We start from the raw sequence: 12,913 nt of genomic DNA on the forward strand, positions 1-12,913 counted from the left end.
GGCACCATGTTCCATAGCCAGTTCGAGCCGAGTGGCTTCCTCAGACCGGGAGGCCAGCGGGGGCGGTCGTGTCCAACTCGACGGTTTCGGGCATGGCCGCCCGCCCGGCGAGCCGGAACCATCGGACCCGCCAGCGGCTGCGGAGCGCCCGAGTGGTCGCCACGGTGTCGTTGTGAAAACGGCGGGCCATATCCACCCGCCGGCACGCCGCGCCCAGCTCCGCCAGCAACTCCCCCGCGCCGGGCTGTCCGGCGAGCTCGCGGGTGCCCTCGGACTCCGGGAACGCCGCGACGAGCGCTTTGGAAAGGTCCGACTCCCGCGCCTCACGGTCCTCCTCCCCGCTCGCGCGGGCGCGGTGCGCGGCGTCGGCCACCAGCAGCGAGGTCGCCGGATCGAGCATCCCCGAGGTGGCGACCTCCAGCGCGACGGCCGAACGGCGGAACAGCTGCGCGTCCAGGGCCGCCCGAGCGGCGTCGAGTCGGGTGTGCAGCCGGTCGACGCGGCCAGCGGTCCAGGAGAGGTAGACCCCGATGACCGCGACGACGATGACGGCGACGTACGGCCAGTTCATCGCGCCTCGCTCACGCCGGCAGGACCCTCCGCGACCATTTCGTACACGGCGAGGATCTCCTTCGCGACACTGCTCCAGTCGTAGCGGCGGACCGCGAGCCGGGCGGCGGCCCGCAGCCGGTCCCGCTCGGCCGCGTCGCCCAGCAGCGTAAGGGCCTCCCTCGCGAGGGCAGGGGCGTCACCCACGTCGAAGAGCCGGCCCAGGTCCCCGCCCTCGACCACCAGGCGGAACGCGTCGAGATCGCTGGCGAGCACGGGTGCGCCCGCGGCCATGGCCTCCACCAGGACGATGCCGAACGACTCGCCGCCGGTCTGCGGCGCTACGTAGACGTCGGAGCTGGCGAACATCTCCGCCTTCTCGGGGTCGTCGACCATGCCGAGGAACGTCACCGCGTCCCGGCACTCGGGCGGGAGCGTCCCCCGAGCTTCGTCGACATCACCGCGGCCGGCGACGAGCAAGCGCACGCCCGGTCGTTCGCGCCAGATTGCCGGGAACGCCCGGAGCAGGACGGCAAGTCCCTTACGGGGTTCGTCCAGCCGGCCCAGGAACGACAACGTGCCGTCGCCGCCTGCCCGCCAGGACGCGCGCGGCCGGGCAGCGGCGAACCGCTCGACGAACAACCCGTTCGGGATCACCACCGGCTCTCCGCCGAGGTGCTGGACGAGGGTGGCCCTTGCCGGCTCGCTCACCGCGATCCGCGCGCTGATCTTCTCCAGTGCCGGACGCAGGATCGACGAGGCGGCACTCATGACCCGCGACCGGGGCATCGCCGTGTGGAACGTCCCGACGATCGGGCCGGTCGCCGCCCACAGGGCGAGCAGCGACAGTGACGGCGTGGCCGGCTCGTGGATGTGGAGAACGTCGAACTCGCCGTCGCGGATCCAGCGCCTGACCCGTGCCGCCGAGAGCGGCCCGAACGCCAGCCGGGCCACCGAGCCGTTGTAGGGCACCGGCACGGCCCGCCCGGCCGGTACGACGTAGGCCGGGACAGGCGTGTCGTCGTCGGCCGGAGCGAGCACCGACACCTGGTGTCCCATCTCGATGAGCACCTCGGCGAGGTCGCGCACATGGTTCTGGACCCCGCCGGGGACGTCGAGGGAGTAGGGGCAGACGATCCCGACCCTCACCTCGCTGCCCGGTCCCCCGCGAGCGCGGCTTGGTGGTCGCGGGTGAGGTCGGCGATCCAGAGCCGCTGCAGCATGTGCCAGTCCTCCGGATGCTCGGCGATGCCGGCCGCGAACGTGTCGGCGATCTGCTGGGTGAGCGTACGGATCGCCTGCCGGGACCCGGCCGGCTTCTCCAGTGCGTCGTGGAAGTGGATGTGCATCCGAGGTCCGTCGTACCACAGGGTCACCGGGATGAGGACGGCACCGGTACGCACGGCGAGGGCGGCAGGTCCGGCGGGCATCCTGGTCTGCTCCCCGAAAAAGCTCACCTCGACACCTCGCGTGGACAGGTCGCGGTCAGCGACCAGGACCACGAGGCCGCCGTCCCGCAGGCGTTCGGTGAGCCCCTGCATGGGGTCGGGACCACCCGTCGCGGGGAGCACCTCGATGCCGAGCGCCGCCCGGTAGGCGACGAACCGGTCGAACAACCGCTCGGGCCGTACCCGTTCGGCGACTGTCGTCATCCGCGTTCCATGCGTACTCGCCCAGGCCCCGGCGAAGTCCCAGTTGCCCATGTGCGGCAGGGCGGCCACCACGCCCCGGCCACTGTGGACGGCGGTCCAGAAGGCCTCGCCTCCGTGCGTGACGACCGACTGGCGGATGTCGTCGGGACGCATGTCGGGCAGCCGGAACGCCTCACACCAGTACCGGAAGTACGACCGCATGCCGGCGCGGGTCAGCGCCCGCAACTCCGCCTCACCCGCGTCGGGCCGGACGCGGGCGAGGTTGCGCTGGAGCTGGCGTACGCCCCGGGTACGCCGCAGCCAGGCCAGGTCGGCCAGGAGCCGCAGCAGCCCGAAGGCCGCCGGCCCGGGTAGGCGGCGCAACACGGCCCAACCGACGGAGTAGGCGAAGCTGACCACGTGGTCGGTGTGGCGGACCAATCCGCCGCGTCCCCTGGTGTGATCCGCTGCCCGCCCGGCCACCCTCACCGGCTCTCCCGCTCAGACGGCTCGGACGGCCCTATGGACGGACCCGCGGACGGGCCAGAGGGCGGTCCGGAGGGAGGTTCGGCCGCTGGCGGTCCACCCGACTCGGCGGGCGGGCCGGCGGCAGCCTCGTCCTCCCGAACCTGCCGGCGTACGGCGACGACCCGCTGGATCACGGTCACCGTGCTCGCCACCGCGAGGATGCCCAGCACCAGGGGCAGCAGCAGCGGGACGCCCAGGCCGGACAGCCCGGTCGCCACCAGGACCGCGACCAGCCGGTCCGCCCGCTCGGCGATGCCGACGTCGGCCTTGAGCCCCAGACTCTCGGCCCGGGCCTTGGCGTAGGACGTCACGCTGCCCATCACCAGGTCGTACAACGCCAGGCAGGCGAACACGTAGCTCTCTCCGCCGCCGGCGTACCAGAGGGCGAGCCCGCCGAAGACCGCGGCGTCGCCCACCCGGTCCAGAGTGGAGTCGAGGAAGGCACCCCACTTCGACGAGCGGTTGGACATCCGCGCCATCAGGCCGTCGACCATGTCGGAGAACACGAACGCCGTGACGACGACCGTCCCCCAGAAGAGCTCACCCCGCGGGTAGAAGCCCAGGGCGCCCACACACACGCCGAGGGTGCCGACAAGGGTGACGATGTCGGGCCCGATTCCTACTCGGAGGAAAAGGCGCGCCACGGGCGTCAGCAGTCGTGTCCAGAACTGGTGGAACCGTCGCAACATGAGGTGATCGCCGCTCTTCGGGGCTCGGCTCGTCGCCGTGATGCTACTGGAGCACCAGGACGGCACCGGACGGATGGTCATCCCTCCGGCGTGCCGCAGGGCCCAGGGTGAACAGGCCGGGCAGCCAACCCGGTCGCGAATCTGGTCGTTCGGGAGCCCGGCGCGAGACGTTCATCCGGCGGGCCAGTTCCGTCAACACGCGCGAAGTACTTGTGCCGCGGTCAGGCCTGGGTGAATGGTGGATAGTCAGATGTCAGGGCGCCGCCCGCTCGAACCACCTGCAGTGAGGTGGCCTTCGGTGGCGTAGCGCCGCCGAGGTCAGAAGTCAACACCCTCGGCGGCCGACTGTCCGGGCGCGTCCGGCTTTCGCTTGCGCGCGCAAGGAGGCGACGCCCATGGCTGAAAAGCACCCGACCCCCGGTGGAGCGGCCGTCACGGCACCCACGGCCGACCGGCCCGATGTCGTCCGCAACATCGCCCTGGTCGGCCCATCCGGATCCGGAAAGACCACGCTCGTGGAGGCGTTGCTCGCGACGACCGGCACGATCGCCCGGGCGGGACGCGTGGAGGACGGCGCGACGGTCAGCGACTTCGACGAAGTCGAGCACCGCCAGCAGCGCTCCATCGGCTTGTCGCTCTCCCCTCTGACGCACGGGGGAATCAAGGTCAACCTGCTCGATACACCTGGTTATGCCGATTTCGTGGGAGAGCTCCGCGCCGGTCTACGCGCCGCGGACTGCGCCCTCTTCGTCATCGCCGCCAGTGAGGGGATCGACGGCGCCACCCAGGCGCTCTGGCACGAGTGTGCCGCGGTCGGCATGCCTCGCGCCGTCGTGCTCACCAAGCTGGACCATCCCCGAGCCGACTACGCCGGCGTGCTGAGCCAGGCACAGGCCGCGTTCGGGGAGAAGGTCCTGCCCCTCTACCTTCCCGTCGACGGCCAGGGTGAGATCAGCGGCCTGATCGGACTGCTGTCGGAGAAGCTCTTCGACTACTCCTCGGGAAGCAGGGCCGAAGGCCAGCCGAGTGAGACCTACGCCGACGAGGCCGAGGAGGCCCGCGGCACCCTGATCGAGGGGATCATCGAGGAGTCCGAGGACGAGAGCCTCATGGACCGCTACCTCGGCGGGGAGGAGATCGACGGCAAGCTGTTGGTCGACGACCTGGAGAAGGCCGTGGCCCACGCATCGTTCTTCCCGGTCGTTCCCGTGTGTTCGTCCACCGGTGTCGGCACCGCCGAACTGCTCGAGGTGATGACGAGCGCCTTCCCGTCGCCGATGGAACACCCGCTCCCCGAGGTCTACACCCCGCAGGGCAAGGCAGTCGACAAGCTCACCTGCGATCCCGACGGACCGCTGCTCGCCGAGGTGGTCAAGACCTTCTCCGATCCGTACGTCGGCCGGATCAGCCTGGTCCGGGTCTTCTCCGGAACGATCCGGCCCGACGACACGCTGCACGTGTCCGGACACCTCTCGGCGTTCGTCGACGACGCCCGCGGGCACGAGGACCACGACGCCGACGAGAAGGTCGGCACCCTCTCCTCCCCGCTGGGGAAGACCCAGCGGACCCTGAACCGCTGCGTGGCAGGAGACATCTGCGCCATCGGGAAGCTGACCAGGGCCGAGACCGGCGACACGCTCTCGTCCAAGGACCAGCCGCTGCTGATGAAGCCCTGGACCATGCCCGAGCCGCTGCTCCCGATCGCCGTCACCGCGCACGCCAAGGCCGACGAGGACAAGCTGTCCCTCGGGCTCTCCCGGCTCGCTGCGGAGGACCCGACGCTGCGGATCGAGCACAACGCCGAGACCCACCAGCTGGTCCTGTGGTGCATGGGCGAAGCCCACGCCGACGTCGCGCTCGACCGCCTGGCCAACCGCTACTCCGTCCAGGTCGACCAGGTACCGCTGCGGGTCCCCCTGCGGGAGACGTTCGGCAGGAAGGCGACCGGCAAGGGGCGGCACGTCAAACAGAGCGGCGGCCACGGCCAGTACGCCGTGTGCGACGTCGAGGTCGAGCCGCTGCCGGAGGGGTCCGGATTCGAGTTCGTCGACAAGGTGGTCGGCGGCGCCGTACCGCGGCAGTTCATCCCGAGTGTGGAGAAAGGGCTCCGCGCGCAGATGGAACGCGGCGTCGCGGCGGGCTACCCGGTCGTCGACATCCGCGTGACGTTGTACGACGGCAAGGCACACAGCGTCGACTCCTCCGACATGGCGTTCCAGACGGCGGGTTCGTTGGCACTGCGCGAGGCGGCGAAGAACGGCACCGTGAACCTGCTCGAACCCGTCGACCTGCTGTCGGTACTGGTCTCCGACGACTATGTGGGCACGGTGATGGGCGACCTGTCCAGCAGACGTGGGCGCGTGCTCGGCACCGAGCCGGTGGGCCAGGGCCGCACGCTGGTCAAGGCCGAGGTCCCCCAGGTCGAGATCACGAAGTACGCCAACGACCTGCGCTCGATGTCCCACGGCACAGGGACGTTCACCCGGAAGTTCGTCCACTACGAGCCCATGCCGGCAAACGTCGCCCAGCGACTCAGGGACGCTCAGGCCGGCGACGACGGCTGAGGCGGTGGCCCGGCCGCCGCTCTCATGACGGTCGGACACAGTCCTGGATCCGCGGCGGGGCGGTCGTTCCTGGCCGCCCCGTCCCAGTCGTCGGGTCGAAGCCACAACGGCACCCGGCTACGGCTTCTCGGCTCCAGGTCCTTTCGACGCCTGCCTTCGCAGGCAGCTGCGTACACCCCGCGATGTGGCCGGGTGAGGAAGCCTCGGCGACCCGGGCCCGTGGCGCTGGCTACGCTCCTGAACGCCGGTCCGTCCGCCAGCTGCGACCGTACGACTCCACCAGGGAGGATCCGCCGCATGCCACTGACCTTCGATATGCCGCGCGAGAAGCTCGCGACCTACCAGGGCACCAACCCTCGTCCCGCCGACTTCGACGCGTACTGGGATGCCTCCCTCGCCGAGCTGGAAGCGATCGATCCCAAGGCGGAGCTCGAGCCCGCCGCCTTCCAGGCACCGTTCGCCGAGTGCTTCCACCTGTGGTTCCGCGGCACCGGCGGCGCCCGCGTCCACGCCAAGCTCCTCCGACCCAAGAACGCCGCTCCACTGCACCCGGCGGTCGTGCACTTCCACGGATACTCGGGCCGCTCTCCGGACTGGTCGGACCTGTTGAGTTGGGTCGGTCTGGGCTTCACCGTCGCGGCACTGGACTGCCGGGGCCAGGGCGGGCTCTCCGAGGACCTCGGCGGCGTCACCGGCTGGACCCTGCGGGGCCACATCGTCCGGGGCCTCGACGACGACCCGACCAAGCTCTACTACCGCCACGTCTACCTCGACACGGCTCTCCTCGCCCGCGTGGTCATGGACATGGAGGACGTCGACGAGGCGCGGGTCGGCGCCACGGGTGGAAGCCAGGGCGGCGGCCTCACCCTCGCCTGCGCGTCACTGGAGCCGCGGATCGCGAAGGCGGCTCCGGTCTATCCGTTCCTCAGCGACTACCAGCGAGTGTGGGAGCTCGACCTGGCCAAGGACGCCTACGCCGAGATCTACGAATGGTTCCGGCGCTTCGACCCGCTGCACGAGCGGGAGAAGGAGGTCTTCACCAACCTCGGCTACATCGACGTCCAACACCTGTCCTCACGGGTGCGCGCCGAGGTGCTGATGGGTGTGGGGCTCGGCGACACGGTGTGCCCGCCGTCGACCCAGTTCGCCGCGTACAACAAGATCACGAGTACGAAGGAACTGCGGATCTACCCCGACTACAAGCACGAAGGGCTGCCGGGGCACGGCGACACGATCTTCACGTTCCTGTCCCAGCTCTAGAGCAGCGGCCGCTTCTGAACGGACGTCCGGTCAGGGGGCCGGCCAGGCACCGGCGACCAGCTCGCGGGTGTCCCGAAGGAGCTGCGGGAGGACCTTGGTCCGGCCCACGACCGGCATGAAGTTCGTGTCGCCGCCCCAGCGGGGCACCACGTGCTGGTGCAGGTGGGCCGCGATGCCGGCGCCGGCAACCGGGCCCTGGTTGATCCCGATGTTGAAACCTCCCGCGTCGGAGGCGGTACGCAGCGCCGTCATCGCCTGCCCGGTCAGCTCCCCCAGCTCGAGCGTCTCCTCGCGGGTGAGGTCGGTGTAGTCGGCGACGTGGCGGTAGGGGCAGATCATCAGGTGGCCCGGGTTGTACGGGTACAGGTTGAGGACGGCGTAGGTCACCGCACCTCGACGCACGACGAGGCCCTCCGCGTCGTCGTGCTCCGGGATCTCGCAGAACGGGCACCCGTCCCCGGCTCCTGATCCGCGCGGCTTGTTCTCGCCCAGGATGTAGGCCATCCGGTGCGGGGTCCACAGCCGTTCGAACGCGTCCGGCGTACCCACGCCCTCCTGGCGTTCCGGCTCCTCCACCCAGCCGATCCTACGGAAGGTGGGAGGTCGCGCGGGCAGGGCAGGCTTCTGACTGCGCCGGCCTCAGTCGAGGAAGCGTTCGACGGCGCGCATCTTGTTCATCGCGTCCAGCGCGGCGACCTTGTAGGACTCCGCGAGTGTCGGGTAGTTGAAGACCGTGTCGACGAGATAGTCGATCGTGCCCCCGCAGCCCATCACGGTCTGGCCGATGTGGACGAGCTCGGTCGCTCCGGTGCCGAAGACGTGGACGCCGAGGAGCGTGCGGTCCTCGGCGTGGACGAGGAGCTTCAACATGCCGTACGAATCACCGAGGATCGCGCCGCGGGCAAGCTCGCGGTAACGGGAGATGCCGACCTCGAACGGCACGTTGTCCTGGGTGAGTTCGTCCTCGGTCCTGCCGACGTAGCTGATCTCGGGGATGGCGTAGATGCCGATCGGCTGCAGCTCTCCGAGAGTGCCGACCACGGGTTCGTCGAACGCATGGTAGGCGGCGCGCCGGCCCTGCTCCATCGAGGTCGCCGCCAGCGCCGGGAACCCGATGACGTCACCGACCGCGTAGACGTGCGACACCTGGGTACGGAAGTGTTCGTCCACCTTGATCCGGCCGCGATCGTCGGCTTCGAGGCCGGCGCAGGCGAGGTCGAGGGGATCGGTGACGCCCTGCCTGCCCGCGGAGTACATCACCATGTCGGCGGGGATCCGCTTGCCGCTCTCCAGCACCGTGAGGGTGGTGGAGTCATGCCGCTCCACCCTGTCGACCGTCTCGCGGAACCGGAACGTCACCGCGAGATCGCGCAGCTGGTACTTGAGCGCTTCCACGATCTCCAGGTCGCAGAAGTCCAGCATGCGTTCCCGGCGTTCGACGACGGTGACCTTGGTGCCGAGTGCGGCGAACATCGATGCGTACTCGATCCCGATCACCCCGGCACCGACGACCACCATCGACGACGGGATGCGGTCCATCTGCAGGATCTGGTCGGAGTCGACGATCGTGCGCCCGTCGAACGCCACCGACTCCGGTCGGGCCGGCCTCGTGCCCACCGCGAGGACGATGCGTCCGGCGCTGACCGTACGCATGCTCCCGTCGGCCGCCGTGACGGCGACCGTGTGCCGGTCGACGAACCGGGCCTCTCCCAGCAGCATCTCGACGCGGTTGCGGGCCAGCTGGGCCCGGATCACGTCGATCTCCCGGCCGATCACGTGCTGGGTGCGCGCGGACAGGTCGCCGACCGTGATGTCGTTCTTGAGCCGGTACGACGCGCCGTACATCTCCCGCTGGTTGAGGCCGGTGAGGTAGAGGATCGCCTCGCGGAGCGTCTTCGACGGAATCGTGCCGGTGTTGATGCAGACCCCGCCCACCATGTGCCGCTTCTCGATGACCGCCGTGCGCTTACCGAGTTTGGCGCCGGCGATAGCGGCCTTCTGCCCACCCGGACCGGAACCGATGACGAGCAGGTCGTAGTCGTCCATGCCGCTCCTTCGACTGGGGCTACAGCATTGCGCAGACGTCGACAAGCTCCCTCGTCGACGCCACTGGCCGTCCCATCCTGCCTACCGCAGTGTGCTGGCGTCGATCCAGAGAACGGCATACACGGCGCGGCGAACGGCTCAGGGCCCCGGTCGTCCGGTCCGACGATGGGCGGCGGAAGACCCTTCCTGCTGGGCCACCAGCGCGTCCAGCCCCGCGCGGTCGAGGAATCCAGCCGCGCCACCGGACGCACCGATCTTCCAGGACGCGAAGAGTGTCGCCCGGCGCAGGGCCGCCAGCGGTTCCATGCCGCGTCCCCAGCCGTCGACGTACGCGCTGAACAACGAGTCGCCGGCGCCGACCGTGTTGACCACGGGCCTTGTGTGCGCGGGCGGTACGTGGACGATGTCCTGGCCCGCTACGCCCAGCAGGGACCCGCTGCCGCCCATGCCGAGCACGACCACGGACGCCCGGTGTTGTGTCAAGGCAGCGTTGACGAAATCGCGCGGCGTGAGGTCGATGCGTTCCTGTGAGGCGAACAGGACGTCCGCGGCGGCCAACCAGTCCTGGTTGTACGGATCCCAGAGCCCCTTGACGGCATGGACATCCGTGGCGATCGGGATGCCGCGCTCGCGGGCCATCGCCAACATCGGTCGGGCGTAGCCGATGTTGGTGAGCACCGCGATGTCGACGCCGTCGAACAGCGCGGGAACGAGGTCGTCCGGATAGGTCGCCTCCTGGACGTCCTTGAGGTCCACGAGGTTGCGGCGCAGGCCGTCGCGGTAGAACCGGCTGAGCGACTGCGCCGTCGCGGGAACTCCGCGGACGACGAAGGACGGGTCGAGCCCGTGGGTCGCGAACTCCTCCAGACACGCCGACCCGAGAGTGTCCCTACCGATCACTGTCGCGAAGCGCACCTCGTTTCCGAGACCGCGCAGTGCCACGGCGACATTGACACCAACACCCGACACCGTGGTCGCCAGCGCATGAGCGTGGAAGCTGTCGGACACGCTCGCCTTGAGATGATCGACGTGCACGGCCGTCTCGAGGTTCGTGTGTCCCACGACGGCAATGGTGGTCACGGCATGCCGTTCTTCTGCTCGCCATCACGAGGGCGGAACGACACCGCTCCTTGGTCGAGGTTCCGGGTGTAGCGAAGCCCCGGCCGGCCGGACAGGATGGTCTCGCCCGCGGACACGAACCCGGTGCGGGTCAGCACGGCTCGCGAGCCGGCGTTGTCCAGCGTGGTCCTCGCCCTGAGCGTGGTCAGGCCGTACTCCGAGGCAGCCATGGCACACACCTGATGGACGGCGCGGGTAGCCAGGCCACGCCCGGCGGCCTTCTCGGCGATCCGGTACCCGAGTTCGGCCGAGCCTTCCGCCACGTCGACCAGGTTGACCCGACCCAGCACCTCGCCGTTGTCCACGAGGACGTGGAAGTAGAGCAGCCCGGCTGCCTGCTCACTCAGCCGCTCGCGGTGTCGTGCGTCGAACTGGGCGAAGTAGTCGTCGCCGCGATCCGGAATCGAGGCGGCGAAGTAGTCCCGGTTCTCCCGTTCGAAGACCAGCAGAGCCCGCGCATGGTCGTGGCGAAGAAGCTGGAGTTCGGCCGAAGAGGACACTCGCTCCTCCCTCAGAGCTGGATGCGGCGTTCGACGGCGGAGACGATCTCGGCGACAGCCTCGTCGATCGGGACGCCGTTCTTCTGCTCGCCGCCGCGGTAGCGGAACGAGACCGCACCCTCCTCGATGTCGTGGTCGCCAGCGAGGAGCATGTACGGCACCTTGTGGGTCTGGGCCGTCCGGATCTTCTTCTGCATCCGGTCGTCGGACCGGTCGACCTCGGCCCGGATCCCTTGCCTGGCAAGCTTTTCGGCCACCCGCGCAAGGTAGTCCTCGTGCCGCTCGGCGATCGGGATGAGCACCACCTGCACCGGCGCGAGCCACGGAGGGAAGGCACCGGCGTAGTGCTCGAGCAGGATCCCGAAGAACCGCTCCTCCGAGCCGAACAGCGCCCGGTGGATCATGTACGGCCGTTGCCGGCTGCCGTCGGCGGACTGGTACTCGATGTCGAACCGTCCAGGCAGCTGGAAGTCGACCTGCAGCGTCGACAGCTGCCACTTGCGCCCGATCGCGTCCTTGACGTGGACGTCGATCTTCGGCGCGTAGAACGCGCCCTCCCCCTCGGCGACCGCGTAGGGGATGTCGGCCCGCTTGAGCGCCTCCTCCAGCGCCGCCTCGGCGGTGTTCCACTGCTCGATCTCGCCGACGTACTTCTCGGGCCGGGTGGAGAGGTCGGCAGTGAAGTCGGTGAGGCCGTAGTCGCGCAGCAGACCGACGGTGAACGCCAGCAGCGAGGCCAGCTCGTCCTGCAGCTGTTCGGGCGTACAGAAGATGTGGGCGTCGTCCTGGGTGAAGCCGCGGGCCCGGGTCAGCCCGTGCACCACGCCGGACTTCTCGTAGCGGTAGACCGTGCCGAACTCGAACAGCCGCAGGGGAAGCTCGCGATACGACCGGCCGCGGGAGCGGTAGATCATCACGTGCATCGGGCAGTTCATCGGCTTGAGGTAGTAGTTCTGCCCGTCGTCCTCCATCGGGGCGTACATCCCGTCGGCGTACCACTCGAGGTGGCCCGACGTCTGGAACAGCCCCTCCTTGGCGATGTGCGGGGTGTAGACGAACTCGTAGCCGGACTCCTCGTGCCGCTTCCGGGAGTACTCCTCCATCACCCGGCGGATGGTGCCGCCCTTGGGGTGCCAGACGGCGAGCCCGGACCCGATCTCCTCGGGGAAGCTGAACAGGTCGAGCTCGACACCCAGCCGGCGGTGGTCGCGGCGCTCAGCCTCCTCGAGCATTGTCAGGTGCGCCTTGAGGGCGTCCTTGGTCTCCCAGGCGGTGCCGTAGATCCGCTGCAGCTGGGGGTTGCGCTCGTCACCGCGCCAGTACGCCGCCGCCACCCGCATCAGCTTGAACGCCGGGATGTGCCGGGTCGTCGGCAGGTGTGGCCCGCGGCAGAGGTCCTTCCACGCCAGCTCGTCGCCGCGGAGGTTGTCATAGATCGTCAGCTCGCCGCCGCCGACCTCGACTCCCGCGCCTTCCGCGGCTCCGCCGGCCGCGCCCTTGAGCCCGATCAGTTCCAGTTTGTACGGTTCGGCGGCCAGCTCGGCGCGCGCCTCGTCATCGGAGACCGCACGACGCGAGAACCGCTGGCGCTCCTTGACGATCTGCCGCATCCGGGTCTCGATGCGTTCGAGGTCGTCGGGGCGGAACGCGACGGGTGAGTCGAAGTCGTAGTAGAAGCCGTTCTCGATCGGCGGTCCGATGCCCAGCTTCGCCTCGGGGAACAGCTCCTGCACCGCCTGCGCCAGCACATGGGCGGTCGAGTGCCGCAGGATCGCCCGACCGTCCTCGGACTCGATCGCGACCGGCTCCACCTCGTCACCCTCGGACAGCACCCGGGCCAGATCGCGCAACTCGCCGTTGACGCGGGCGGCGATCACCGAGCGGTCACCTTCGAACAACTCCCCGGCCGTCGTGCCCGTCGTCACCCCGCACTCGGCACGCTCGCCGGTACGGACGACGCTGACACTGATCTCGGACACGGGAAGCTCCCTCGGACCCGGCCAAGGCCCGGCTGGCCATGGTCGACA

At 69.6% G+C, this 12,913-nt stretch carries 11 protein-coding genes; 2 read left to right on the plus strand and 9 right to left on the minus strand.

From position 1 onward, the window contains the following. Positions 1-40: 40 nt before the first annotated feature. From ABN034_RS00510 to pgsA, 4 genes are read right to left on the minus strand one after another with little or no spacing between them, the layout of a single operon-like run. On the minus strand, positions 41-571 hold the full coding sequence (locus ABN034_RS00510; RefSeq protein WP_349688982.1) for a hypothetical protein: 531 nt from the start codon (positions 569-571) through the stop codon (positions 41-43). Next, positions 568-1,698, minus strand: a complete 1,131-nt coding sequence (locus tag ABN034_RS00515; RefSeq protein ID WP_349688983.1) for a glycosyltransferase family 4 protein — start codon at positions 1,696-1,698, stop codon at positions 568-570. Before ABN034_RS00515 ends, ABN034_RS00510 begins: the two co-directional genes overlap by 4 nt. Beyond that, the gene (locus tag ABN034_RS00520; protein ID WP_349688984.1) at positions 1,695-2,669 is read right to left on the minus strand and encodes a phosphatidylinositol mannoside acyltransferase; all 975 of its coding nucleotides are present in this window, start codon (positions 2,667-2,669) and stop codon (positions 1,695-1,697) included. The genes ABN034_RS00515 and ABN034_RS00520 overlap by 4 nt, the downstream gene beginning before the upstream one ends. Further along, positions 2,666-3,397, minus strand: a complete 732-nt coding sequence (gene pgsA, locus ABN034_RS00525) for a phosphatidylinositol phosphate synthase (protein ID WP_349688985.1) — start codon at positions 3,395-3,397, stop codon at positions 2,666-2,668. The genes ABN034_RS00520 and pgsA overlap by 4 nt, the downstream gene beginning before the upstream one ends. A 395-nt stretch (positions 3,398-3,792) precedes the next feature. Here pgsA and ABN034_RS00530 point away from each other — a divergent pair, with 395 nt between their 5' ends. Then, complete coding sequence (locus ABN034_RS00530) at positions 3,793-5,961, plus strand: elongation factor G-like protein EF-G2 (protein ID WP_349688986.1); 2,169 nt, start codon at positions 3,793-3,795, stop codon at positions 5,959-5,961. A 297-nt stretch (positions 5,962-6,258) separates the two neighbouring features. Next, complete coding sequence (locus tag ABN034_RS00535) at positions 6,259-7,221, plus strand: acetylxylan esterase (RefSeq protein ID WP_349688987.1); 963 nt, start codon at positions 6,259-6,261, stop codon at positions 7,219-7,221. A gap of 30 nt (positions 7,222-7,251) precedes the next feature. On the opposite strand, the gene ABN034_RS00540 is transcribed toward ABN034_RS00535, so the two are convergent. From ABN034_RS00540 to thrS, 5 genes are all read right to left on the minus strand, one after another. Continuing rightward, positions 7,252-7,797, minus strand: a complete 546-nt coding sequence (locus tag ABN034_RS00540) for an HIT family protein (RefSeq protein ID WP_349688988.1) — start codon at positions 7,795-7,797, stop codon at positions 7,252-7,254. 63 nt (positions 7,798-7,860) lie between these two features. Then, entirely contained in the window at positions 7,861-9,267 is a 1,407-nt protein-coding gene (gene sthA / locus ABN034_RS00545) for a Si-specific NAD(P)(+) transhydrogenase (RefSeq protein ID WP_349688989.1), read from the minus strand. Positions 9,268-9,405: 138 nt separating this feature from the next. Further along, positions 9,406-10,347 (minus strand): carbohydrate kinase family protein, encoded by a 942-nt coding sequence (locus ABN034_RS00550; RefSeq protein ID WP_349688990.1) that lies wholly within the window; start codon positions 10,345-10,347, stop codon positions 9,406-9,408. Continuing rightward, positions 10,344-10,886, minus strand: coding sequence for a GNAT family N-acetyltransferase (locus ABN034_RS00555; protein WP_349688991.1), 543 nt, complete (start codon positions 10,884-10,886; stop codon positions 10,344-10,346). Before ABN034_RS00555 ends, ABN034_RS00550 begins: the two co-directional genes overlap by 4 nt. A gap of 11 nt (positions 10,887-10,897) precedes the next feature. Then, positions 10,898-12,865, minus strand: coding sequence for a threonine--tRNA ligase (gene thrS / locus ABN034_RS00560; RefSeq protein ID WP_349688992.1), 1,968 nt, complete (start codon positions 12,863-12,865; stop codon positions 10,898-10,900). Positions 12,866-12,913: the final 48 nt, after the last annotated feature.

The sequence above is a fragment of the Actinopolymorpha sp. B11F2 genome, assembly GCF_040195635.1.
In the GTDB taxonomy this organism is placed as follows: Bacteria; Actinomycetota; Actinomycetes; order Propionibacteriales; family Actinopolymorphaceae; genus Thermasporomyces.

Bases quoted from the DNA above. Each gene is read 5' to 3' on its own strand.
- pgsA (WP_349688985.1), bottom strand. From the start codon at position 3,397: ATGTTGCGACGGTTCCACCAGTTCTGGACACGACTGCTGACGCCCGTG.
- ABN034_RS00510 (WP_349688982.1), bottom strand. From the start codon at position 571: ATGAACTGGCCGTACGTCGCCGTCATCGTCGTCGCGGTCATCGGGGTC.
- sthA (WP_349688989.1), bottom strand. From the start codon at position 9,267: ATGGACGACTACGACCTGCTCGTCATCGGTTCCGGTCCGGGTGGGCAG.
- ABN034_RS00530 (WP_349688986.1), top strand. From the start codon at position 3,793: ATGGCTGAAAAGCACCCGACCCCCGGTGGAGCGGCCGTCACGGCACCC.
- ABN034_RS00535 (WP_349688987.1), top strand. From the start codon at position 6,259: ATGCCACTGACCTTCGATATGCCGCGCGAGAAGCTCGCGACCTACCAG.